Annotated in this window: 21 protein-coding genes; 10 read left to right on the top strand and 11 right to left on the bottom strand. The window is 36.0% G+C overall.

What is annotated here, in order from left to right:
- Positions 1 to 104 precede the first annotated feature (104 nt).
- From ACFSJT_RS08825 to ACFSJT_RS08850, 6 genes are all read right to left on the bottom strand, one after another.
- Positions 105 to 3,749: a S8 family serine peptidase gene (locus tag ACFSJT_RS08825; protein ID WP_378319890.1), complete on the bottom strand. Its 3,645-nt coding sequence runs from the start codon at positions 3,747 to 3,749 to the stop codon at positions 105 to 107.
- Between the two features lie 186 nt (positions 3,750 to 3,935).
- Positions 3,936 to 4,910, bottom strand: coding sequence for a YheT family hydrolase (locus tag ACFSJT_RS08830; RefSeq protein WP_378319891.1), 975 nt, complete (start codon positions 4,908 to 4,910; stop codon positions 3,936 to 3,938).
- Complete coding sequence (locus ACFSJT_RS08835; protein WP_378319892.1) at positions 4,910 to 5,911, bottom strand: bestrophin family protein; 1,002 nt, start codon at positions 5,909 to 5,911, stop codon at positions 4,910 to 4,912. The genes ACFSJT_RS08830 and ACFSJT_RS08835 overlap by 1 nt, the downstream gene beginning before the upstream one ends.
- 77 nt (positions 5,912 to 5,988) lie before the next feature.
- Positions 5,989 to 6,756 carry an SDR family oxidoreductase gene (locus ACFSJT_RS08840; RefSeq protein WP_378319893.1) on the bottom strand — a complete coding sequence of 256 codons (768 nt, stop codon included), beginning with the start codon at positions 6,754 to 6,756 and terminating at the stop codon, positions 5,989 to 5,991.
- Positions 6,757 to 6,875: 119 nt separating this feature from the next.
- The gene (locus tag ACFSJT_RS08845; protein ID WP_378319894.1) at positions 6,876 to 7,784 is read right to left on the bottom strand and encodes a helix-turn-helix domain-containing protein; all 909 of its coding nucleotides are present in this window, start codon (positions 7,782 to 7,784) and stop codon (positions 6,876 to 6,878) included.
- 71 nt (positions 7,785 to 7,855) lie between these two features.
- On the bottom strand, positions 7,856 to 8,965 hold the full coding sequence (locus ACFSJT_RS08850) for an aldo/keto reductase (protein ID WP_378319895.1): 1,110 nt from the start codon (positions 8,963 to 8,965) through the stop codon (positions 7,856 to 7,858).
- A gap of 160 nt (positions 8,966 to 9,125) precedes the next feature.
- Between ACFSJT_RS08850 and ACFSJT_RS08855 the strand changes: the two genes are divergently transcribed.
- The gene (locus tag ACFSJT_RS08855; protein WP_378319896.1) at positions 9,126 to 9,602 is read left to right on the top strand and encodes an acyl-CoA thioesterase; all 477 of its coding nucleotides are present in this window, start codon (positions 9,126 to 9,128) and stop codon (positions 9,600 to 9,602) included.
- On the opposite strand, the gene ACFSJT_RS08860 is transcribed toward ACFSJT_RS08855, so the two are convergent.
- Both ACFSJT_RS08860 and ACFSJT_RS08865 read right to left on the bottom strand, forming a co-directional pair.
- Entirely contained in the window at positions 9,594 to 10,487 is an 894-nt protein-coding gene (locus tag ACFSJT_RS08860) for a DMT family transporter (protein WP_378319897.1), read from the bottom strand. The two genes, ACFSJT_RS08855 and ACFSJT_RS08860, sit on opposite strands and share 9 nt — an antisense overlap.
- A 3-nt stretch (positions 10,488 to 10,490) precedes the next feature.
- Positions 10,491 to 10,838 carry an arsenate reductase family protein gene (locus ACFSJT_RS08865; protein WP_378319898.1) on the bottom strand — a complete coding sequence of 116 codons (348 nt, stop codon included), beginning with the start codon at positions 10,836 to 10,838 and terminating at the stop codon, positions 10,491 to 10,493.
- Positions 10,839 to 11,063: 225 nt separating this feature from the next.
- Here ACFSJT_RS08865 and ACFSJT_RS08870 point away from each other — a divergent pair, with 225 nt between their 5' ends.
- Complete coding sequence (locus ACFSJT_RS08870; RefSeq protein ID WP_378319899.1) at positions 11,064 to 11,519, top strand: DinB family protein; 456 nt, start codon at positions 11,064 to 11,066, stop codon at positions 11,517 to 11,519.
- Here ACFSJT_RS08870 and ACFSJT_RS08875 read toward each other — a convergent pair.
- Positions 11,514 to 12,293, bottom strand: a complete 780-nt coding sequence (locus ACFSJT_RS08875; protein WP_378319900.1) for an RsiV family protein — start codon at positions 12,291 to 12,293, stop codon at positions 11,514 to 11,516. The genes ACFSJT_RS08870 and ACFSJT_RS08875 overlap by 6 nt on opposite strands.
- Positions 12,294 to 12,407: 114 nt before the next feature.
- On the opposite strand from ACFSJT_RS08875, the gene ACFSJT_RS08880 reads away from it, so the two are divergent.
- From ACFSJT_RS08880 to ACFSJT_RS08910, 7 genes are all read left to right on the top strand, one after another.
- The gene (locus tag ACFSJT_RS08880) at positions 12,408 to 13,547 is read left to right on the top strand and encodes a cystathionine gamma-synthase (protein ID WP_378319901.1); all 1,140 of its coding nucleotides are present in this window, start codon (positions 12,408 to 12,410) and stop codon (positions 13,545 to 13,547) included.
- Positions 13,548 to 13,650: 103 nt separating this feature from the next.
- Positions 13,651 to 14,994, top strand: a complete 1,344-nt coding sequence (gdhA, locus tag ACFSJT_RS08885) for an NADP-specific glutamate dehydrogenase (RefSeq protein ID WP_378319902.1) — start codon at positions 13,651 to 13,653, stop codon at positions 14,992 to 14,994.
- Positions 14,995 to 15,126: 132 nt separating this feature from the next.
- Entirely contained in the window at positions 15,127 to 15,657 is a 531-nt protein-coding gene (locus ACFSJT_RS08890) for a DUF4136 domain-containing protein (protein WP_378319903.1), read from the top strand.
- Positions 15,654 to 16,220 carry a GNAT family N-acetyltransferase gene (locus ACFSJT_RS08895; protein ID WP_378319904.1) on the top strand — a complete coding sequence of 189 codons (567 nt, stop codon included), beginning with the start codon at positions 15,654 to 15,656 and terminating at the stop codon, positions 16,218 to 16,220. The genes ACFSJT_RS08890 and ACFSJT_RS08895 overlap by 4 nt, the downstream gene beginning before the upstream one ends.
- A 34-nt stretch (positions 16,221 to 16,254) precedes the next feature.
- On the top strand, positions 16,255 to 16,974 hold the full coding sequence (gene recO, locus ACFSJT_RS08900) for a DNA repair protein RecO (RefSeq protein ID WP_378319905.1): 720 nt from the start codon (positions 16,255 to 16,257) through the stop codon (positions 16,972 to 16,974).
- Between the two features lie 4 nt (positions 16,975 to 16,978).
- On the top strand, positions 16,979 to 19,390 hold the full coding sequence (locus tag ACFSJT_RS08905) for a TonB-dependent receptor plug domain-containing protein (RefSeq protein ID WP_378319906.1): 2,412 nt from the start codon (positions 16,979 to 16,981) through the stop codon (positions 19,388 to 19,390).
- Positions 19,391 to 19,421: 31 nt separating this feature from the next.
- Positions 19,422 to 20,057 carry an HAD family hydrolase gene (locus ACFSJT_RS08910; protein WP_378319933.1) on the top strand — a complete coding sequence of 212 codons (636 nt, stop codon included), beginning with the start codon at positions 19,422 to 19,424 and terminating at the stop codon, positions 20,055 to 20,057.
- Here ACFSJT_RS08910 and ACFSJT_RS08915 read toward each other — a convergent pair.
- Together ACFSJT_RS08915 and ACFSJT_RS08920 are read right to left on the bottom strand one after the other, a co-directional pair.
- Positions 20,054 to 20,548 carry a nuclear transport factor 2 family protein gene (locus ACFSJT_RS08915; RefSeq protein WP_378319907.1) on the bottom strand — a complete coding sequence of 165 codons (495 nt, stop codon included), beginning with the start codon at positions 20,546 to 20,548 and terminating at the stop codon, positions 20,054 to 20,056. The two genes, ACFSJT_RS08910 and ACFSJT_RS08915, sit on opposite strands and share 4 nt — an antisense overlap.
- Before the next feature lie 15 nt (positions 20,549 to 20,563).
- Positions 20,564 to 21,103: a hypothetical protein gene (locus ACFSJT_RS08920; RefSeq protein WP_378319908.1), complete on the bottom strand. Its 540-nt coding sequence runs from the start codon at positions 21,101 to 21,103 to the stop codon at positions 20,564 to 20,566.
- A gap of 548 nt (positions 21,104 to 21,651) precedes the next feature.
- Between ACFSJT_RS08920 and ACFSJT_RS08925 the strand changes: the two genes are divergently transcribed.
- A complete protein-coding gene (locus ACFSJT_RS08925) occupies positions 21,652 to 23,232 on the top strand; it encodes a solute:sodium symporter family transporter (protein WP_378319909.1) in 1,581 nt (526 codons plus the stop codon).
- The last annotated feature ends 33 nt before the right edge of the window (positions 23,233 to 23,265 follow it).

The following is a 23,265-nucleotide window of genomic DNA, read 5'->3' on the forward strand; positions in this document are numbered from 1 at the left end:
TTAGATATAGGTTGTGTTAAGCGGAAGTATTTAATTGTATTAAAAAAAATAACCCCCAAAACAGATGTTTCAGGGGTTTTATAAAAATTTACTTATTTATTGGCCTACTGCTTCACAAAACGTAGATTTTGTCTTCCGTCTATGTTAAGCATGTATATTCCAGCTTTTAATTCCCTTACATCGATTTTATTTGTAAAGTTTCCTTTTCCTACTACATTTCCTAGTAAGCTGTAAATTACAAACGTATGCTCTGCATTACCTTGCATAGAGATAAATAAATCTGCACTTGCCGGGTTTGGATACGCACTAATTTTAGAATCTAGTACTGGTGGTCCAGCTAGATCACTAGTCGTAGCAAACGAGGAAGTTGTACCACATGGTCCAAGGTTAGTCCATCCTGTAGATGTTCTTTCATAAAGACTTCCTTGGTATACTACACGATCACCAACTTGATAACTCTGTGTACTGCTCCACGCAGGAATCCCATCACATTGATCTACCGGTCCACTACCAGTTGAGTTGGTAAGGGATACATTGTCCAGTGCAATATCTGCTTGCCAAGTAGCACCTGTGATTCTGTTAAATCGTAACTGAACACCTCCGCCTACATAAGCAGCTAGGTCGATGTCTGCACTTTGCCAGGAGTTACCCTTGTTGCCCGTCTGGCTCCAAATGCTTGCCCATGTAGCACCTTCATCAGTACTAGCTTCTACAGCGATGCTTCCCATGTCGGTAGCCCCATACATGTGGTAGCTAAACTTGAAGCTTGCTTGTGAAGTACTTGAAAGGTCAAAACAAGGAGATGTTAAGATCGCTTGCTTATTTGGATATCCTGTTCCGTTTCCAGAGGCTTCTACAAATATGTAATATGTACCCTGAGTTGCACTAGATGGTCCGGTTCCATTTGATGGAGTGCCACTTGCATTAACAGTCCAGTCAATATCGTCAGCAGTAGACTGTGTCCATGCACCTAGCGTATTCTCAAATCCTTCGTTATAAGGGAAAGCAGTAATACCAGTAGTACAACCTGTTCCACCTCCACCACCAGCGGTAGTAACGTTAACAACATTACTTGCAGCAGATTCGTTTCCTGCAGCATCTTTTGCTACTACGGTAAATTGATATGCGGTATTGGCAGTTAAAGCGGTAACGTTTGCTGTGGTAGCGGTTACAGATCCAATATTCGCACTTCCTTGAAATACGTCGTATTCTGTTACTCCTACGTTATCTGTAGAAGCAGTCCAGTTAAGTGTCAATGTAGTTTCGGTAATATCAGATGCAGCCAATGCTGTTGGTGCTGTTGGCGCTTGCGTATCAGCAGTTGCACCACCAATTACTATGGTGTAATCTTCAACTTCACCATACTGGAAAGACTCACAAGAAGTAGGTATTCCATTATATTTCATAGACACACGCATTCTTGTATTTCCGGCTGTTGCTCCTGCAGGAACGGTAAATATTCCGCTTACTGGCGTAGTTTGCGTAGCAACCTGTGACCAAACTTGCTCACCGGCATCAGTAAAGTCTCCATTCTGATTATAATCAATCCACACAGCGTATCCTTCATTGTACGCAGTACCTGTCCAGGTTGGTGTTACAGAGATGGTATATGTGCTACCTTTCGCCAAACTAGTAGAGATAGAAGTGAAATCACTATATCCCCCAGATCCTGCACCAGAAGCATTATTGATAGTTTCTAATTGGACGTTGCCAATATATTCGTCGGCAACACTTTGTCCGTTAGAAGCACAGTATACCAATTGAAATTCTGTAGTGCTAAAGGCAGTAGTACTGCTATAGACAGAATTCGTACCGTCAGAACACTTACTTCTTACCTGTACTTCGTATGACGTTAACTCAGTTAATCCAGTAAGGTTAACAGAAGCACCACTAATATCCTGTTGATTAGTCCAAGAAGAAGTTCCAGCAACTCTATATCTCAGATCATAAGTTGCAGCAGGTACTGCAGTCCATGAGATAGTTGCTGTATCATACCCAATATTGGAAGCAGCTACACCTGTTGGTACAGTTGCGTTACAAACTACTGGTGTTCCCGAAAGGCCTGTTACTACTAGAGTGAAGTTTTGACTTCCCCCGGTTAAAGAACCTTTATGAGTTACTGTGATGGTGTATGTTCCAGAAGCACCAGCAATATCAATTTTTTCGTAAGGATCAACTGTATTATCTCCAGTTCCATTGGTAGTAATTCCAGTTAATCTATATGGGCTAAAAGTTGTAGATCCTTGAGATACTCTAATATCTAAGTCATTTATAAGAACTGGAGTATTAGAGTTGGTAGCCGTGGTCGCAGTACCAGGTCTGTCTGTCCAGGAGATAGATGCCAATAATGGGCTTACTCCGTCAGAATCTACATTAATTGTATAGGTTTGACCGCTTGAAAGCGATAATTCTTCCACTTTTGAATCACCACTAGCTACAGCAGAAATAGTTTCAGCCGCTGCTTTAGCATTTAATAACCCCCATCCGTAAACGGCATCAGGCCCAGAAGGTCCTGCATCATCTGCTGTATGTAGCGCCAAACCTTTAAGGGTTGCAGCTCTCATAAAGTTTCCGTTCAAATTATTATAGTGTTGTTGCAATAACAAAAGAGATCCAGTTACGTTTGGCGAAGCCATAGATGTACCGGTAATGCTGTTATATGCAGTGTCACTGCTTTCATATGTTGAGTAAACCCCGGTGCCATTACCTGTAATATCTGGTTTGATTCTGTAATCATCTGTAGGCCCTTCACTACTGGAGCTGTTGATAGATACACTTATCAAAGTTCCATCATTATTTACATTTGCATCTTGTGCATTGGCAACAACAAGGTTGTTTTTTGAAGTAGAGTGGCCTGTTAACTTGTCATAAGAAGAGTTTCCGTCAAGTGGAGCACCGTTATAACTATTTTGGTTACCGTCGTTACCGGCAGCAACTACCATAAGATAGAAAGGTGCATTAAACATGACTTCATCCCAGCTTCTTGACTCGTCTATATAAGCACCAAAGTACTGATCAGGAACTAAGTCACTTCTAAAACCATAGGAATGGTTAGAAAGTAACATTCCGTTCGCAGCAGCTGTTGTAGCTTCTGCAATGTCATTATTCCATTTGTACCCTCTTGCTTTAGCTTGTGAAGCCATACCTTTGGCATTAGCTTGCACACCTGATGCGACGATAGTACCTGTAACGTGAGCCGCATGGAAGTTTAGATCCAAACCACCTTCAGAAGACGCATCCTCTACCGAAACACGATTATTTCCTCCCGGACCATCATACTCCTGGTGTGTAACACGAGCATGACCACCATCCCAAACATAGGCAGTCATATTTTGACCATCTAAGTTAAGACCCAGAGAACCACCCCCGTTTAAGTGATTTGTTCTGGTTGATCTTGCTGCAGCAACATTATATGTGGTATAGTAAACCGCATAATCTTTACCACCAAAGGAGGCTACTTTTTGTAGTTCAGAATAGCTGCCATCTTTAGCCTTAAATTCAGTTTGCCATCCGTTTAAACGAGCAGCTTGGACAGCCTTTTTCTTATCTATTGCTGCTTTTTGCGAAAAGTCAGCTTGCAGTTGATTTAATTTTTCCACATTACTTTGTCGACCTATTGCTGCCTTCTCTGCAGGAGTTTGTGCAAAAAGCCCGGCTGATAGTAGTAGCATTGTAAAAAATACAAATATGGCCATTTTGTTTTCCGTGAAGTCTAATATAGAAATGAGACTTCGATAACTTTTTTTCATTTTTATTGAGTTTGAGTTAGCATTAGTGAGTTTTCCTTGAAAATTGTATAAGGAAACGACCAAAACTCTTAAAATATTCTTAATAAAAAAAAGTTTTTCGACTAAGTGATTAGAAAAGACTTCATAAAACATTAACAAAGGGTTAACTTTCGTTTACTATTAAAGTAATGTAGGAAAAAACTGCTTTTATTTGTTTTTATAAACCCATTTTTCGAGAAATTCGAGGGTTCGCGCCTCATTATAGTAGGTTTTTCCTGGAAAATAAAACCCGACATGACCTCCGTATTTTGGAATTTCAAGGAACAAATTAGGGTTTTCTTTGGCTTCACCCTCTGGATAACAGCGATTTCCTAAAAAAGAATCATTTTTTGCATTAAGGATAAGTGTAGGAATTTTAATGGTTTTCAGAAATTGTTTGCTACTACATTGGTTATAATAATCTATAGCATCTTTATATCCATGGGCAACACTGGTATATAGATTGTCAATTTCAATTAGTGATGAACAAGCTTTGATATCTGATTTGCTTATTTTATCGGGAAATACTGCTTGTCGTTCGTATAATTTTGCCTTTAAATGTCGTATAAATCGTTGCTCATAAATATAATTTTTAGGTTTATTGATCTCTAAGAGAGAATCATACAGATCACAGGGCACCGAAACCGCTACGGCAGCCTTAATTTCGAAAGGTATCTTTCGTCCTTCGCCCAGATATTTCAAGGTAATATTACCACCAAGGCTAAATCCGCACAAAGATATAGTAGTATATTTATTTTTACGCAGTACATGATTCACGATATGATCCAAATCGTCACTTACACCGGCATTGTATGATTTGTACAATCGATTGACTTCGCCACTACAATTTCTAAGATTAACTAATACCGTATCCCAATTATTTTTATTGAGGAGTCTAGCTATCCCCATCATATATTGTCTTTGAGCGTTTCCTTCTAACCCATGTACAACGATGATTACTTTTTCGGTTGTAGAGGCAGTATAACTCCAATCTAAATCGATAAAATCACCATCATCAAGCTCAACTCGTTCTCTTTTTTGTTGTATGCCATTTACTTTTCGTAAAAGATTAGGATAGATCGTAGAAACATGTGCGTTTCTAAATATATATGGAGGGGTATAGGTTGACGAAAGTATAGGCATTAATACAATATGTTATCTTTTGGTTGTATTTTTTCTGGTAAGTCTTTTTCGTCTAGCATATCTCTCAGGTCAATCTCTATGGTTCTGCACAAGGCAGTCATAGGTACATCATTTACACGACCTTCAAAAGGATCTTCACTATTGCTACCCACTTTTTCCATGGTGGTAAATATCCAGGATACCAATACAGATAGTGGAATCATTAAGAAGATAAAGCGTGATTTAATTTCATCATTCATAGTGTTTAACTCACTTTCAAAGACATTCAACATTCCGAAAGGTAAAAGGAGTACAAAAATCCAGGTAAAAACAGTACTGAAATAAGCATACTGCCTAGGGAAAGGGGTATTTTTGATCCGTTCACATTTTCCTTGAAGGTTATAAAACTCTTCAAGGGTAGCATGAAAAAGTTGTTTATCGAATTCACTTATTTTACCTTCACCATAAAGTTTTCTGATATGTAACCCTTGATTTTTCACCAAATGAGTAGCAGGATTTTTTCTCAGTAACAGGTCGTTATATTCTTCCTCAGACACAAAAAACTTTGTAGCATCACAAGCAGGTTTTTGCTCTCCATGTTTTTTAAAGAGTTTTTCTACGGCGACATTTTCTTTTAAGCTAAAAGAAGTAGGTTGTCTTAGTTGAATTCGTAAAGCATTGAGCCAACCAACATGTCGATGAATAAGAACTTTTTTGGTTTGGTGATCATCATTAACTAAACTAAGTACTTGATTTGCCCAGGTTCTCGAATAATTCACAATCCCACCCCATATTTTGCGAGCTTCCCAAAAGCGATCATAGCTTTGACTATTCTTGAAACCAATATAAAATGCAACTGCAATACCAATCACTGATAATGGCTGAAAAGGAATATCTATAAAAGTCCATTGCAAGAAATAATATAGAGAAAAGATACCTGCTGTATAAACAGTAAAGAAGATGAGATTTTTCCAGCCGTACCTAAGAATGAGCCCCCAGCCAATATTTCGTTTGATGTACATCTGTGATTTTTGTTCTAAAATAAGAAGACCTCATCCGTTTTCAAAACTTATGAGGTCATTTTTAGTGAAGATAGTTTTTAAAGAAACATTCCGCCAGAAGCTTCTATACGTTGGCCATTGATCCATCGAGCATCTTCGCTGGCCAAAAAGGCTACGACACCTCCTATATCTTTGGCTACACCCACGCGTCCCAAAGCAGTTACAGAGGATAACATTTTCTCTAATTCCGGATTATTTTCAAGAGCTGTTTTGTTCATATCTGTATTAATAGCACCGGGAGCTACTGCATTTACGGTGATTTGTCTAGTACCTAGTTCTTTAGCCAAGTATCTCGTTAAGGTTTCCATACCAGACTTCATAGCTGCATAGGCACCGTATCCAGGGATAGAAAATCTTGCTAATCCGGTTGAAACGTTAATAATTCTTCCACCATCACTCAACAGTTCAAGTGCTTTTTGAGTCATAAAGAAAGGCCCTTTAAGTTGAATATTCATTAAGCTATCGAAAGTAGCTTCAGAGGTTTCAGCTATCATCTCATGTGCGATAATACCAGCATTATTGACCAATATGTCAAATTTTGAGGCGCTCCACTGCTGTTGTAAAATATTTTTTATTTCAGAAAAGAAGGAATCAAAAGTAGAAGCGTCGCCTACATTTAATTGAAATGCTACTGCTTTTTGTCCTAAAGATTCGATTTCGTTTACCGTTTCATCTGCCTGTGCTTTGTTTGAATTGTAGGTAACCAAAATATCAGCTCCTTGTTGCGCTAGTCTAATTGCCATTTCTTTTCCTAGACCTCGGCTACTTCCTGTCACTAATGCAATTTTGTTTTCTAAAGTTTTCATGATATTATGTGTTTTAAATGATTATTAAATAATTACACTGCAAATATCATCCAGAAAACCAAGCGCATAAAGGCATATTTTTTAGGAAGAAAGGTATATTTTTAAGATACCGAAGATTTTTATTGATTTCGATATTGGTTAGGACTCACTCCTGCATATTTTTTAAAGAATTTAGAAAAATGAGTAGGTTCTTTAAATCCCAGTTGATAAGCAATCTCTTTTATAGGAGTGGTAGATTTTGAAAGTAAAGCCTGTGCTTCAGTAATAGTTTTATCCTGTATCCAACGATTGGCAGATATTCCTGTTTTAGTTTTTATTACAGTTGAAAAATAAGCAGGATGCAGCTGTTGTGCTTCCGCGAAAGCGCTAACCTGCAAATCTCCATTTTTTAATGTATCTGATCTAAAAGCACTTTCAAGATCTTTCTTAAATTGATTTACAATTTCACTATCACGGTCGTAAGCAACTTTAAAAGAATCGTCTTTTAGCAAGTACTCCTTCACTTTTAATAAGAATACCATAAAAAGAGAACTTACGATTTTATGCCGTAATGTAGATTTCTTTTCTTGCTCTGCTAGAATTTGTTCGGCTAAATGATACAATTCTTTAAATTTTGCATCATCAAGATAACAAGGGGGTACCATCTCTGTCAATAGGAAAGAAAATTCGTCAAAAACCGTGGTATGGATATATTTTTTTAAATACTCCTCAGACGAAGTAATGATAAAACCTTGTACCACTTCTTCAATTCCGAAGGATTTTAAATGTCCGGGATTGGTAAAATACAAGGTATTAGGCTTTGTATAAAATTTGTGATCATCAATAGTATAAAAACTTTTACCTTTTTTGACTAACACAAACGAAAAGTAATTTGCTCTAAAAACAGGAGACTGTACAGGTTTGTCATGTACTATTTCCAAGCGGTGGATGGTAAAATCTGTATCTTGTACGATACTCTGGCCTACATTTTCGTCGTCATATAAGTCTGATAGTTTATTATAGGCTTTAATTTTTGAATCGTCGCTCATTTTTTTGATATACATAACTTAAAAATACCGGTTTGATAAAAACCGGTATTTATTAGAGGGTTGTTTAATTTTTAAACACCAGCCGGCTGCGCTTCAATACTCACATCGCTCCAATAACTTTGGGGTTTATGTCCAACCTTGGCTCCACCAGTAAGCATGGCTTGCATTTCTGGTTCAAAAAATGAATACGGAAATTCGGTTATAGGATTGCTGGCTTCTTTAAGTTTTTGTTTAAGGTCATGTGGTATGTCAAAATCGAGTGCCTTCAGGTTTTCTTCTAGTTGATGCATTTTGGTAGCACCAACGATTACACTAGAAATGCCCGGGCGATTGGCAACCCAATTCAAAGCTACACTGGCCATAGGTTGCTCAACTTCTTTGGCAACTTCTTCAAGTGTTGCTACGATTTTCCAGTTTCTTTCGGTGTTTTTATCAAAGGCTTTATTGCTACTGCCTTCCATTGTTTTTAGCCTTCCCTCACCATCGATGCCGCCTTCAGAAGGTTTATATTTTCCAGACAATAGTCCACTCGCCAATGGGCTCCAGACCATAGTACCAATACCCATTTCCTGACCCAGTGGAATAAATTCTTTCTCAATATTTCGTTCTACCAAAGAATATTCCATTTGCATGGTAGATACAAGTTCATAACCCCTAAACTCTGCAATAGTTTGTGCTCTACTTACATACCATGCGGGGATATCGCTTAATCCCACGTGAAGTATTTTACCTTGCTTCACCAGGTCGTCGAGTGTGCGCATTACTTCTTCGGGCTTCGTAAGCATGTCCCAGGTGTGCAAAAAATATAAATCTATATAATCTGTACCCAATCTTTTCAGCGAATTTTCTACCGCGTGAGTGATATGTTTTCTGCTGTTTCCTCCTGCATTCGGGTTTCCAGGGTCACTATTGTAGCTAAATTTTGTAGCGATCACCACTTTTTCACGAAGGCTACGGTCCTTTACAAATTCTCCTACCATTTTTTCACTATTTCCTTCAGTATATAAATCTGCGGTATCAATAAAATTACCTCCTTCATCAATATATCGATCGAAAATTTCTTTGGCAGCTTTTTTTTCACTACCCCAGCCCCAATCTTCGCCAAAGGTCATGGTTCCTAAAGCTAGTCTACTTACTCTTAATCCGGTTTTTCCTAATGTGTAATACTTTTCTAAACTCATTGTGTAAATTTTTCTTTTAAGATACTTTGATAAATATTTGATTACAAGATTCTTGGTGTTACATAAAAGTTAATTAGCATTATGTTAAGAGGCAAGACCGTATTTTATTATGCGTGCATAATAAAATCTTTTGTAATTTTGTAATCCTAAAACAAGGGGTATGTACATAAAAGATTTTGAAATTAGATGGAATGATATCGACGCAAATCGTCATTTGGCCAATAAATCGTATATAGAATTTGCGGCTCACACTCGTATGTCATTTTTATCAGAAAGTGGATTTGATCAACGGTTATTAGGTACTTTTAATATTGGTCCCGTAGTCTTTTATGAGCATATCTATTACTTTAAAGAAGTTTTTTATGGTAGGCCAGTAAAAGTTTCTCTAGAAATTTCGGGTTTGAGCGAAGATGGTATGTTTTATGAGTTCAGACATTACTTTTATGATCATAAAGGAAGAAATTTTGCACAATGTGAGATGATGGGTGCATGGTTAGATCTAGGTACTCGAAAACTAATACCATTACCAGAAGAAATGCGTAAAATTTTAGACAAAATTGAACGCCCGAAGGATTTTAGAATACTTACCAAAGAAGATACACGAAGATTTAGTAAAAAACCCGTAGATTTAGTTTGATACTTTTTGTTTTTTGGTCACCAGATATACTCCTAAAAAAATTAAGAGTGTAGCTGTCACTTTAACCATATCTAATTTGTCTTTCCCTAATCCAATAGCAAATATTGAGGCTAACATGGGTTGTAGATAAATAAAAACCGCTACTGTAGTGGGTTTTAGTTCCCTTATGGCAAAAATATTAAGGATATAGGTCCCAAAAGTGGCAAAGACAATTACATATCCAATTTTTAAATATCCTTCTAGGGGAATTAAATCGGGTTGCATTTCAAGCAATTGTGACAGTCCGAAAGGCAACACAAAGAAAAAGCCGAAACCATACATCCATTTTATAAACGTAAACGGATGGTACTTTTGAGTGATTTTTTTTACCACAATAATGTAGCAAGCATACGATGTGGCATTCACAAAAATGAGAAAATTGCCTAATGTTGGATTCGTGGCGGTGGCAGAACTCCCTGTACCATAAAGTATAATCAAGAGCGTTCCCGAAAGCCCAATCAATACGCCGATTACTTTTAAAAGTCTTACTTTTTCTTTGAGAAATATCACTGCCAATATCAGTATTATGATGGGGGTGGTCACCATCAAAACAGAGGCATTAATAGGGGTAGTAAGATTTAAGCCTTCAAAAAAGGCTAACATGTTTATCCCTACACCAAACAAAGATGCCAAAGCGATTTGAGCAAAATCTTTACGCTCGATTTTTTCTTTAGGCCCCAAGAAACTAATTGCCCAGAACAATAAAAAGGCACCCGAAACACGCAATACGATAAATCCAAAAGGTGCTACATAATGGGGCATCACATCTTTGGCAATGGTATAATTTGCGCCATAAAATATGGCTACAAAACTTGCAGCCATGAGTGCTAATGCTCTTTTGCTCATATGCTACATTGCAGATTGTGCTGCCTCAACCACTTTTTTGCTGTTTCCAATAAAAATTTGATCATCAACAACAATCACTGGTCTTTTTAAGAACGTATAATGCTCGAGAATAAGATTTTTATAATCTTCTTCAGATAAATTTTGATTTTTAAGATCACGCTCTTTATATAATCGTGCTCGTTTGCTAAATAAAGCTTCGTAGCTTCCTGCAAGATGTTGCATTTCCTCAATTTGTGTGGTGGTTATTGCTTCTGCTTTTATGTCTTGTAAAATAAATTCTGAAGAAGGGTTTAATTCATTTAGGATACGTTTACAAGTGTCGCAAGTAGAAAGATGGTATATTTTTTTCATTGAATATTCTTTATATTTTAAAAAGCAAATCTATTTTGTCATTTCGGGAGGAGTCGATAAAAATAAACCGTATGGCTTATACATCTGGACTCTGCTCAATGTGACAGTGCACATATACTTTGATTTTTGGGATTTGTTAGTAAAAAATTTAAGTATAAAAATCCTCACAAAGGAAATTCATTTCACAATTAAAAAATATATTTTTGGCTAAAAATTAAGAAACTCATGCTACATCAATTAGAAATCACTCGCACCAACCGTCGTTTACTAGAAAAAATTCTTGACAACCATTCTATCGAACAATTAAATACCGTGCCCGATAGATTTAAAAATAATTTGATCTGGAATATTGCCCATGTAGTGGTTACCCAACAATTATTGGTGTATAACTTGAGTGGATTGCCCATGATGATAGATGAGGAAATGGTGAATTCTTTCAGAAAAGGAACCAAAACTGAAGGACCGATATCTCAAAATGAAATAGATAAGATTAAAACATTATTATTTTCTACATTGGATCAAACCGAAAAGGATCTTGAAGCTGGGGTGTTTAAAAACTTCCAGGAGTACCCAACCAGCACAGGATTTGTATTGAAGTCTCTTGAAGATGCTGTCAACTTCAATAACTTTCACGAGGGGATTCATTTAGGATATATTTTGGCATTAAAGAAAGCGTTATAAAACATCAAAGGCAAAATAAGAAGCTACATCTTCTTTTTTTATTTTTATTTCAACAGGTCCTTCGGCATAGGAGCTAATTTCATAAGGATTATAATAAAGTATAACTTCAGTATCGGTAAATCCAATATTCTCTGGTAAAGTGAATGTATCATTTTCAAAAAAGAAACCAGTGCTATTGATAGATTCATTTTCAAGAATTTCATAAGTCGATCGAAACACTCTTTCGGCATAATTTTCAAATTCGGTATAATTCTTAAATAAATCTTTGTTTGCTATTCTTTTACCGGTTTTGGTATCTATATTTAGAAAAGAAAGGCTACCATAGCCATGAGCACCTCCAGTAAATATATAAGAATCCAAGGCCAAAGAGATCAAACTTTTACATGCGAAACCAAGTTCACAATTAATGTTGGCTTCATATTGAGGGATCTCATCTCCAAATTTTTCATGGATTTCCTGATAAGACACGTTAAATTGATTGACCTCCTCCCTTAGGGTTCCCATGGTTTCATTTTCGCCAATATTCAAAACAGAACATGCCATTCTTTCAATCTCCTGATTAATGTTTTTTGAGACAGGAGTTTCTTCAACTATTTTTAATAAGGTAATTTCGATTGAAGCACATTCTATATTCTTGCAGTCGAGTAAAGAATCAACCGTAAAATTCTGCTTTTCAAAAGTGAAAGCTTCCTTGGTAGTACAACTTGTAATCACCAGGAAAAATCCTATAACAAAAGTTATCCAAAAAGTAATGTTAGTTTTTGTGTTAATCATCTACTAAAGATATTTAATGAAATATGATTAGAACGAATTAAATCATACATTTGCTCAGTTTTTTAACATAAAAACAAGCAAGTTATTTTTTTCTTGTCAAAAATTAAGATCTAAATGAAATTTAATACAAAAACAATACACGGAGGCCAGGAACACGATCCTGCATATGGTGCAGTAATGCCTCCAATTTATCAAACTTCAACATATGCCCAAACGACCCCCGGGGGCCACAAAGGATTTGAATATAGTAGAACGCATAACCCTACCAGGAAAGCATTAGAAAACTCACTGGCCAGTATCGAGAACGGAAAATTTGGATTAGCTTTTGCTTCTGGCCTGGCCGCTATTGATGCAGTAATTAAATTGTTGAAACCCGGTGATGAGGTAATTTCTACCAATGATTTATATGGTGGGACGTATCGTTTATTTACCAAAATCTTCGAGGATTTTGGAATTAAGTTTCACTTTATCGGCATGGAAAATGAAGATAAAGTGGCTAGCTATGTTAATGAGAACACAAAATTGATTTGGGTAGAAACGCCTACCAATCCAATGATGAATATTATCGACATTAAGGCAATGGCAGAAGTATCAAAAAAGCACAATCTGCTACTCGCTGTAGATAACACTTTTGCTACACCATATTTACAGAGACCTTTGGATCTTGGTGCAGATATTGTAATGCATAGTGCTACAAAATATATTGGAGGCCATAGTGATTTGGTCATGGGCGCTTTGATCGTAAAAGATGAAAAAATTGCAGAAAAGTTATACTTTATTCAGAATGCAAGTGGTGCCGTTTGTGGGCCACAGGATAGCTTCTTGGCTTTGAGAGGAATCAAAACCTTGCACATTCGCATGCAGAGACACTGTGAGAATGGAGAAGCCATCGCAAAATATTTAAAAAATCATCCAAAAATAGAAAAAGTATTTTGGCCCGGTTTTGAAGATCACCCCAACCACAACATCGCTAAAGCTCAAATGGATGGCTTTGGGGGTATGATCTCATTTGTTACCAAGGGAAGTAATTATGAGAAGGCTATTAAGATCGTAGAAAACCTGAAGATTTTTACTTTGGCAGAATCCTTGGGTGGTGTCGAAAGCCTTGCAGGACATCCCGCTAGTATGACGCATGCATCAATTCCAAAAGAAGAACGTGAAAAGACTGGAGTAGTGGATGCATTGATACGATTAAGTGTGGGTATCGAGGATGTTGATGATCTCATTGCAGATCTTGAACAAGCCATAGGATAATCTGTTATTAAATTCAAAAAAATAGACTCAGTATTTTGAGAATATCATATCTTTGAGTCGTAATTTTAGTTATCAAATAAGAATCTATTAATCCTTTTAACATATGCAAGCAAAGATTGATGCATTTATGGAAGAAGTAAGAGCTCGTAATACACATGAGCCTGAATTCTTACAAGCGGTACAAGAAGTAGCTGAGACGGTAATTCCTTACATCGCCAAGAACGAAATTTATAATGGTCAAAACATTTTACTTCGAATGGTAGAGCCAGAAAGGGCAATTATGTTCCGTGTACCGTGGGTTGACGATGATGGAGAAATTCACGTAAATAGGGGATATCGTATTCAAATGAATTCTGCTATCGGGCCTTATAAGGGTGGATTACGTTTTCATCCATCGGTAAATCTTAGTATCCTTAAGTTCTTAGCTTTTGAACAAGTGTTTAAGAATAGTCTTACGACACTTCCTATGGGAGGTGGTAAAGGAGGTTCTGATTTTGATCCTAAAGGAAAGTCTGATGATGAAATTATGCGTTTTTGCCATAGTTTTATGACAGAATTGTTCAGACATATTGGGCCAAATACAGATGTTCCTGCTGGTGATATAGGTGTTGGAGCAAGAGAGATAGGATTTTTATTTGGAATGTATCGCAAACTTCGTAATGAATTTACTGGGGTTTTAACAGGTAAAGGATTAAGCTGGGGTGGATCTGAAATCAGACCTGAAGCTACAGGATACGGCACAGTGTACTTTGCGCAAAACATGTTAAAAACCAAAGATGATTCTTTTGAAGGAAAAACTGTAGTGATTTCTGGTTCTGGAAATGTGGCACAGTTTGCTGCAGAAAAAGCAATTCAATTGGGTGCAAAAGTGGTGACACTTTCAGATTCTTCTGGATATATCTATGATGAGGACGGAATCGATCAAGAGAAGTTGGAATTTGTCATGAAGTTAAAGAATGAAAAGAGAGGACGAATAAAAGAATATGTCGATAAATTTTCTTCTGCAAAGTATCACGATGGAAAAACTCCGTGGGGAGAAAAATGTGATATCGCATTACCTTGTGCCACTCAAAATGAATTAGAAGGTGAAGATGCCAAAAACTTAATTGATAATGGATGTATTTGCGTAAGCGAAGGAGCTAATATGCCTTGTACCTCTGAAGCCGTAATAGCATTTCATAAAGCCAAAATATTTTTTGCTCCTGGAAAAGCTTCGAATGCTGGAGGAGTGGCGACGTCTGGTTTAGAAATGACACAAAACTCATTACGTTTTAAGTGGACACGAAAAGAAGTGGATGAAAAATTGCAACAAATCATGAATGATATTCATGAAAAATGTGTAGAGTATGGAACTGAAGATGATGGTTATATAGATTATGTAAAAGGAGCAAATATTGCAGGCTTTGTAAAAGTTGCTGATGCTATGCTTGCTCAGGGAGTCGTATAAAGAATACCATATCACATTTGATGATCAAAAGCTGTTCAAATTTTTATTTTGAATGGCTTTTTTTGTTTTTACTGGACTCTAAAATGACTTTGATATCGTTTTGTTCCGTATTTTTATAGTAAAACTTAGCTTATGAGGCAAATTGCTTTTTCGTTATTAATAGTATTGTCAACCTCTTGCGGTACTGTAAATATTGTCTATGATTATGATGAGCAACAAGACTTTGCTTCATACCAAACGTATGCTTTTTTTCCTGAGATGAATTCTGGGCTTAGTGATATTGATCAAAAACGGTTGTTATCAGCTACAGAAGCTGCAATGAAAGCCAAAGGCTTGATCAAATCTGAAACTCCTGATATATACGTTAATTTTGAAACAGTCTTTACCAAAGAGGCGTCTAACAGCAATCTGGGTGTAGGTCTTGGTGGAGGCGGTGGCAGAGGTGTAAACGTAGGAGTTGGTGGTAACATTCCTTTAGGGGGACCACAAACCTATCTAGAACTTACGTTTGATTTTGTTGATGTAAAAAAAGATGCGCTGGTTTGGCAGGCTATAACCAGAAAACGATTTTATACCAACTCCTCTCCAGAAAAGCGAACTCTGTTTTTTCAGAGACTTGTTGAAAAATCTTTAGCGAAGTATCCTCCTCAAAAGAAAAAATGATCAAAACAAGAATAGGAAATGAATCAGATATAGAAGGAGTTTTACTGCTGCAGGAAAAAAACTTATACAGTAACCTTTCTAAGGAAGAACGAAAAAATGGATTTGTAACCACACCTTTTACCAAAAATCAAATTAAAGAAATAATTATGCAAACGGGACTTTTCGTAGCTGAGAAGGATCAAGAAATAGTGGCATATGTTTATGCAGGAGACTGGGAGTATTTCAAGCAGTGGGATATTTTTAATTTTATGGTATCTCGTTTCCCTGGTTTATCCTTTAAAGGAGAAAGTATTACCACAAAAAATAGCTTTCAATATGGACCTATTTGCATCGATACGAGTTATAGGGGTAGAGGACTCTTAAATTCAATTTTTGAAGAAATGAGACTAGAGTTTCTTAAAAAATATCCAATTAGTATTACATTTATCAATAAAGTCAATAAGATTTCAGAAAAGGCACATACCAAAAAATTAGGATGGGAAATAATAGACGAATTTATATTCAACGAAAATGAATATCTCGGACTCGCTTTTGACATGAATGTCTCAGTTCTTAACCATTAAGAGTATCTTTTTAATTATAGTATAGTGTGTTTAAATGATTATCAATTCTAAAGCTATTGTAATACACTCTTTGCGTTATGGTGAAGCAGACTTAATTGTTACTCTTTTTACCAAGACCAGTGGACTTCGATCGTATTTGCAAAGAGGGGTGCTAAAATCAAAAAAAGGAAAAATACGTTCTTCTTTTTTTCAACCGCTCATGATTTTAGAGATTGAAGCTGTTCATAAAAATAAAGGAACGTTAGAAAGAATTAAAGAAGCTAAGGTAGTAACACATTACAATACCCTGCATACAGATTTTATAAAAAGTTCTTTAGTTTTCTTTATTTCAGATATCCTTAAAAGCTCAATACAGGAAGAAGAAGAAAATAATGATTTGTTCGAATACCTAGAGACGGCCCTACTATGGTTAGATGCTAACGATGCTATTGCAAATTTTCATATCACATTTCTTATTAAGCTTACCCAATATTTAGGTTTTTTCCCAGACGCATCTGTTATAGAGCATGAGTACTTCAACTTACAAGAAGGTGTTTTTCAGGCATCTGGAACCAACATCCATTGTGTTAGCGGTATGCATATATCAAAATTCAAAGAATTTTTAGGCACAACATTTGAGGAAAGTATGAATATTGGATTATCCAAGGGTACACGAAGTGAGCTTCTAGCTATGCTGTTAGTATATTTTGAACTACATTTGCACGGTTTTAAGAAACCAAAATCACTTTCGGTACTAAGCGAAATTTTTAAGTAAAATAATGCGTTCATTTATTTCAGTTTTACTCATACTATTTTCTATTCCACTGGCAAATGCGCAAGAGGTAGTAACTGTTATTGAAAAACTGTCAGATACACCGATTCCAGATGTAATAATTGAGAACAAGGAAAAGTCAAAAAGAGTGATTACCGACTTTGATGGTAAAGCTGATATTGCTGAGTTTTCAAATAATGAAATACTGTATTTTACTCACAGTCTTCATACGCCTATTTCTATTTTAAAGTCAGAATTGATCGAATCACTTTATATAATACACCTCGAAGAGGATCAAAATCAACTGTCTGAAGTTGTGATTTCGGTATCCAAATGGGAACAGGATAAAAAAGATATCCCTCAGAAAATAGTAAGTCTATCTTCTGAAGACATTGCCATTGCCACACCACAAACATCTGCAGATTTATTGCAAAGTAGCGGTCAGGTATTTATTCAAAAGAGTCAATTAGGAGGGGGTAGTCCCATCATAAGAGGTTTTTCTACCAATAGGTTATTGCTCACTGTCGATGGTGTTCGTATGAATACTGCAATTTTTAGAGGAGGAAATGTACAAAACGTTATATCCATAGATCCTTTTACGGTGGATAGAACAGAAGTAATCTTAGGTCCGGGGTCTGTTGTGTACGGTAGCGATGCGATAGGGGGGGTCATGAATTTTTACACGGTACAACCTAAATTTGCGATTAGAGATGAAAATCACGTAAGTGGTAATGCTTTGGTGAGATACGCTAGTGCAAGCAACGAGATGACAGGTCACATAGATTTTAATATAGGATTGGAAAAATGGGCGTTTTTAACTAGTGTAAGTTATACTGATTTTGATGATTTGAAAATGGGGAGTCACGGTCCTGATGATTATTTGCGAACTGAATACGTGGCGACAGTTAACGGTGAAGATATAATAGTTCAAAATTCAGATCCCGAAGAGCAGGTTTTTACAGGATATAATCAAATAAATCTATTACAAAAGATACATTTTACACCCAACGAAAAATGGGATTTCAGTGTGGGACTTATATATTCAGAGACTTCAGATTACCCAAGATATGATCGTTTGATTAGACGCCGAGATGGGAATTTAAGATCCGCAGAATGGTTTTATGGACCACAAAGATGGGGAATGGGAAACTTTCATGTATTTCATAAATCAAGAAGTAATCTTTACGACAAGATAAAAGTTACCGCAGCGTATCAGTTTTTTGAAGAAAGTAGAAATGATAGAGATTTTGGAGGTGATATTTTATCAAGAACTCAAGAGCAGGTAGATGTATATTCTTTCAATGTAGATTTCGAAAAAGAATTCAATAAAAAAACATCGTTCTATTATGGCCTTGAATATATCTTGAATAATGTGTTTTCTGATGGGTCAGAACGTGATATCAATACAAGAGAGATTGTTGCGGCCCCTTCCAGATATCCAGATGGATCTACCTGGCAATCTATAGCGGCTTATGCAAGTGTAAAAAATAATTTTAGTGATAAATTAAGGTTTCAGGGCGGGCTGCGATATAATAGAATTATTCTGTATTCAGATTTTAATAATGATTTTTTCGAATTCCCTTTCGACGAAGCAAATATTGATACAGGTGCTCTTACTGGTACCGCAGGCTTAAGCTGGTTACCTAATAATAAGCTTCAATGGAAATTAAACTTCTCTTCAGCTTTTAGAGCGCCAAATATTGATGACGTAGGTAAGATTTTTGATTCAGAACCAGGATCTGTAGTGGTGCCAAATCCTGATCTTAAACCAGAATACGCCTACAATGGAGAATTGGGGTTAACCGCAACTCTTAGTAAAAATTTCACTTTAGATCTAGCTACATATTATACATATTTGGATAACGCATTAGTGCGAAGAGACTTTAATTTAAACGGAGAGACTCAAATTGTGTTTGGGGGTGAATTAAGTAATGTACAAGCCATCCAAAATGCGGCTAGAGCTCGAATCTACGGTTTTGAAGCAGGTGTTGAATATGAATTTGCAAAACATTTTAAACTTGCTTCTCAATATACTTTTGTGGGGGGAGAAGAGGAGCTAGATAATGGCGTAACCACCCCAACAAGGCATGTGTCTCCGCAGTTTGGGAATACACGCTTGACATTTACTTCACAAAAATGGATAGTAGATGCATTTACTGTTTATAACGGTCAGTTCGATTTTGAGGATTTGGCCCCATCCCAGCAAAACAATGATTTCTTATATGCCAAAGATAAAAATGGAAATCCGTATTCTCCATCTTGGTACACGCTTAATTTAAGAACACAATATAAAATTACAGATAATCTAAAAAGTATAATTTCTTTAGAAAATATAACCGATCAACGCTACAGACCTTATTCTTCTGGAGTTGCGGCTGCGGGAAGAAATTTTATTGTATCGTTAAAATATTCTTTATAAATAATTACATCTTCTGGAAAATAAACTGTTCATATTCGATATAGATGGCACGCTTACAGACAGCGTCCCTATGTATTTGATTTCGGTCACAAAAGCCTTGATGGCTCTTGGTATCTCAGATATTGATACCGATTATAATAACTATCAACATCATACAGATAGCTATGCGCTGCGTTATAATTATGAACGCAATTTTTCAAGAACACCATCAACAACATTATTAGATGACTTTGAAACTGATTTGGTAAATCAAATGAATCTATTAGGTCCTGTAAAAGAGATTAAAGGAGCTAAATCCTTAATACAATTTTTAAGAGATCACAATATTTCTTTTTGTTTTGCAACGGGTGCTCTTCCAAAGCCTGCCATACAAAAACTAAAGCAATGTAATATTTGGTATGATGAACGTATTTTAGCAACTTCAAAAACTCACGAAGCAAGAGAGGGTTTTGTCGTGGATGCAATTGAAAGAGCTAGGACTTTTTACGACAAAAGTAATTTTGATCAGATTATATCTGTTGGTGACGGTTTATGGGATTTAAAAACAGCTCAAAATTTACACCTTGATTTTGTTGGAATAGGAGAAAAAAACCGAACAAAACTGGTGGCAAACGGAGCGGAAAACTGCTTTTCAGATTTAGAAGAATTTAAAGAAAGATTCCTTTAATTTTTAACTGCTCTAAGTTTCTTCATCAAATCATCATCAAATTTCTCTTTAATTGCTGTGATTTCTTTTACATTTTCATTAGGAATAGCAATAGAAAGAACATAATGCTTTATCTTCCAACCTTCATTTGTTTTTTGTAAAACACCGCTACCTCTACAAATTCCCATTTGTGTGTCCAATAGTTCATCGAACCATGCAATTTCTGCGTCTTCAGCAACAAAAATGTTTCTTTCTAAACCAGAAAAGCTCCATGCTTTTCCTTTATCAAAATACGGCTTGGCAAAGGTTTTAAAATCAGGACAAGCCCAATTTTCGGCAGGATCGGTTCCAATAAAGACGGCATCCTTGGTCATAAAATCAAAATATTCTTTAAAATTAGCATCGGCTGCAGCTTTATGCCAGTTTTGAATGATGGTATTAATTTCAGATTTTTCTTGAGCAAAACAGGAGGTACAGATCAGTATTAAAAGGGAATATATATATATTTGCATAGTATCTATTTAAAATTATTGCTCTTTTTTTTCTTCGTCTCTTAATAACTCTTTTTCTATATTTTCAGGAATTGCCAATGATAATTCGTTCAGTTGTATAATCAAGCTATTGTAAGCCTTTATTATTCTGGCATTAGCTTCAAGAATTTTTTTTGCATCCGGGTTTTTACTTTCAGATAATAATTTCAATAATCCCAATTCTGTGGCAATCACGGTAAGTCGTGAATTGATGGTGTTTACATTTAAATCCTCTGATAGATTTTCTTCAAAAGTCTGAACCAATAACTCCAAACTATCTACATGTTTATTTATGTAATAAGGATTAGAATTCTGTAAGGTCGTAATAAAGCTTTGGAGATTTTTAAAATCCTCAAAACTTTGAAGATCTTTTTCAGCCTGTGAAGAAAGTTTTAAAAGCTCTAACTTGATTTTTTCGGTAGAAAGACTATCAAGCTTTGCTGGGAGCTGGGGAGTGTTAAAATTTGTTTCTTTTTCGTTTTTACAGGCAAAGCACAGAATAATAATTCCTAGAAGAAGAAGTCGAGACAGATTCATGTAGTACTATTTTTTGTAAAGACTCAAAAATAGGATATTTATTACGGAATATAAGTACATAAAAACAAAAAAGACCTCAGATAAATCTATCTGAGGTCCAACAAATGCATAGGTAATTGGTTAAGTTCAGGGATTCGCATTTATACGTGGTGTCATGTATTACTAAAACAATTCGGTTTTAGGATATCATAATTGTAAGCTAAAAGTGTTGGCTAAGTTCTTTTGAATTACGAGTTAATAATTCATCTTTTTTTGGTAGGATTAATTCATTAATTTTCATTTTCGCTGAGTTTGTATGATCATAAATTATATACGTCTTGTTAACGCGAAGGAGTTTGATTATTGCGATTTTTTAAAAATCTTAACACTTTTTAAGGACATGTTAAGGGTTTAACAAATTAGTAAAAAAGTTAAGAAATTATATCGAAAATTGTTTTCAATGAGTCTTGATGAATGCAATAAGTGCTTCAATAGGGTATGGTATAAGAATAGCGTTTTCAAATAGTTAAAATAAATCCTATATATTTAGTACTTCAAAAACACAAATTATGGGCATACTTTCCTTTTTAGGGTTTACACTGTTAGTAGGGATAATAGCGTATATCTCAACATTAAAAACAGACGAAAATACATCTGATGGCTATTTTCTGGGAGGCAGGAGTCTCACGGGAGTGGTCATTGCAGGTTCTTTATTACTCACCAATCTTTCTACAGAGCAAATCGTAGGGCTCAACGGTCAAGCATTTACCGAAGGTATTTTGGTTATGGCCTGGGAAACTCTGGCAGCGATTGCTATGGTTATTACTGCCGTGTTTTTATTACCCAGATATTTAAAGGGAGGTATAACCACCGTACCTCAGTTTTTAGAACGTCGTTATGATACAACAACTAAAGCAATTACTTCTGGTTTGTTTTTAACTGGATACGTGGTGGTATTTTTGCCTATTGTGTTATACTCCGGATCACTGGCTATAAGCACGATGTTTGATGTACCAGAATTACTGGGAGTATCCAAAGAGATGTCTATATGGATCTGTGTTTTTGGAATAGGTATTACGGGATCGATTTATGCAATTTTTGGAGGATTGAAAGCGGTAGCGGTATCTGACACCATTAATGCTGTTGGATTATTGATTGGAGGAATTATGATTCCTGTTTTTGGATTACTAGAAATAGGTGATGGTAGTATTGGTAATGGGTTAGCTACGTTATTTAAGGACAATCCAGAGAAATTTAATGCTGTAGGTTCTAATGAAGCTACGGTACCATTTGCAACTATTTTTACGGGTATGATGTTAGTACAATTGTTTTATTGGGGGACCAATCAAGCTATTATTCAACGCGCTCTGGGTGCGAAAAACTTAAAAGAAGGTCAAAAGGGATTACTATTGGCTTCTTTTATTAAAATTTTAGGTCCGCTTATCGTAGTTCTTCCCGGGGTAATTGCATTTCATATGTTTGGAGATACACTCACCAATCCTGATGAAGCGTATCCTACCTTAGTAAGTAAAGTATTACCGTTATCATTGGTTGGATTTTTTGCTGCGGTACTTTTTGGAGCTATACTTAGTTCGTTTAATAGTGCTTTGAACAGTTCGGTCACCCTATTCGGGATCGACATTTATAAAGAATATTTTAATAAAGAGGCTTCAGAGCGGCAGGTGGTTAAAGCAGGTAAACTATTTGGAATAGTGCTAGCACTTTTGGCAATGTTCATTGCTCCTTTCATCGCTAATGCTCCCGATGGGTTATTTGGATATCTACAGCAGGTAAACGGTTGTTATAGCATTCCGATTCTAACCATTATTGTTGTAGGGTATCTCACAAAGAATGTTCCTGCCATAGCGGCAAAAATTGCGATTATTTCTGGGGCAGTATTGTACCTAATTTATGTAGTGCTCGATGGGACTATTATGAAAGATCAATTTCCACATTTCTTGCATGTAATGGCAATTCTTTTTGTATTTAATATTGCTGTGATGTTGATTATAGGGAAGCTATATCCACGCCAGGTGGCCTACACTCAGCGATATACCGAAGAGGTGGATATCACTCCTTGGAAGGCAGTAAAAATAGTTGGAGGTTCTATTTGTGTTATTGTGATAGGGATTTATATTTATTTTTCTTAAAGATTGCATTTGAATTGAGGACTGGAAGAAATC

Origin of the sequence: Aquimarina celericrescens, assembly GCF_042682765.1 — a bacterium.
GTDB lineage: Bacteria > Bacteroidota > Bacteroidia > Flavobacteriales > Flavobacteriaceae > Aquimarina > Aquimarina celericrescens.

Bases quoted from the DNA above. Each gene is read 5' to 3' on its own strand.
- ACFSJT_RS08825 (WP_378319890.1), bottom strand. From the start codon at position 3,749: ATGAAAAAAAGTTATCGAAGTCTCATTTCTATATTAGACTTCACGGAA.
- ACFSJT_RS08830 (WP_378319891.1), bottom strand. From the start codon at position 4,910: ATGCCTATACTTTCGTCAACCTATACCCCTCCATATATATTTAGAAAC.
- ACFSJT_RS08835 (WP_378319892.1), bottom strand. From the start codon at position 5,911: ATGTACATCAAACGAAATATTGGCTGGGGGCTCATTCTTAGGTACGGC.
- ACFSJT_RS08840 (WP_378319893.1), bottom strand. From the start codon at position 6,756: ATGAAAACTTTAGAAAACAAAATTGCATTAGTGACAGGAAGTAGCCGA.
- ACFSJT_RS08845 (WP_378319894.1), bottom strand. From the start codon at position 7,784: ATGAGCGACGATTCAAAAATTAAAGCCTATAATAAACTATCAGACTTA.
- ACFSJT_RS08850 (WP_378319895.1), bottom strand. From the start codon at position 8,965: ATGAGTTTAGAAAAGTATTACACATTAGGAAAAACCGGATTAAGAGTA.
- ACFSJT_RS08855 (WP_378319896.1), top strand. From the start codon at position 9,126: ATGTACATAAAAGATTTTGAAATTAGATGGAATGATATCGACGCAAAT.
- ACFSJT_RS08860 (WP_378319897.1), bottom strand. From the start codon at position 10,487: ATGAGCAAAAGAGCATTAGCACTCATGGCTGCAAGTTTTGTAGCCATA.
- ACFSJT_RS08865 (WP_378319898.1), bottom strand. From the start codon at position 10,838: ATGAAAAAAATATACCATCTTTCTACTTGCGACACTTGTAAACGTATC.
- ACFSJT_RS08870 (WP_378319899.1), top strand. From the start codon at position 11,064: ATGCTACATCAATTAGAAATCACTCGCACCAACCGTCGTTTACTAGAA.
- ACFSJT_RS08875 (WP_378319900.1), bottom strand. From the start codon at position 12,293: ATGATTAACACAAAAACTAACATTACTTTTTGGATAACTTTTGTTATA.
- ACFSJT_RS08880 (WP_378319901.1), top strand. From the start codon at position 12,408: ATGAAATTTAATACAAAAACAATACACGGAGGCCAGGAACACGATCCT.
- gdhA (WP_378319902.1), top strand. From the start codon at position 13,651: ATGCAAGCAAAGATTGATGCATTTATGGAAGAAGTAAGAGCTCGTAAT.
- ACFSJT_RS08890 (WP_378319903.1), top strand. From the start codon at position 15,127: ATGAGGCAAATTGCTTTTTCGTTATTAATAGTATTGTCAACCTCTTGC.
- ACFSJT_RS08895 (WP_378319904.1), top strand. From the start codon at position 15,654: ATGATCAAAACAAGAATAGGAAATGAATCAGATATAGAAGGAGTTTTA.
- recO (WP_378319905.1), top strand. From the start codon at position 16,255: ATGATTATCAATTCTAAAGCTATTGTAATACACTCTTTGCGTTATGGT.
- ACFSJT_RS08905 (WP_378319906.1), top strand. From the start codon at position 16,979: ATGCGTTCATTTATTTCAGTTTTACTCATACTATTTTCTATTCCACTG.
- ACFSJT_RS08915 (WP_378319907.1), bottom strand. From the start codon at position 20,548: ATGCAAATATATATATATTCCCTTTTAATACTGATCTGTACCTCCTGT.
- ACFSJT_RS08920 (WP_378319908.1), bottom strand. From the start codon at position 21,103: ATGAATCTGTCTCGACTTCTTCTTCTAGGAATTATTATTCTGTGCTTT.
- ACFSJT_RS08925 (WP_378319909.1), top strand. From the start codon at position 21,652: ATGGGCATACTTTCCTTTTTAGGGTTTACACTGTTAGTAGGGATAATA.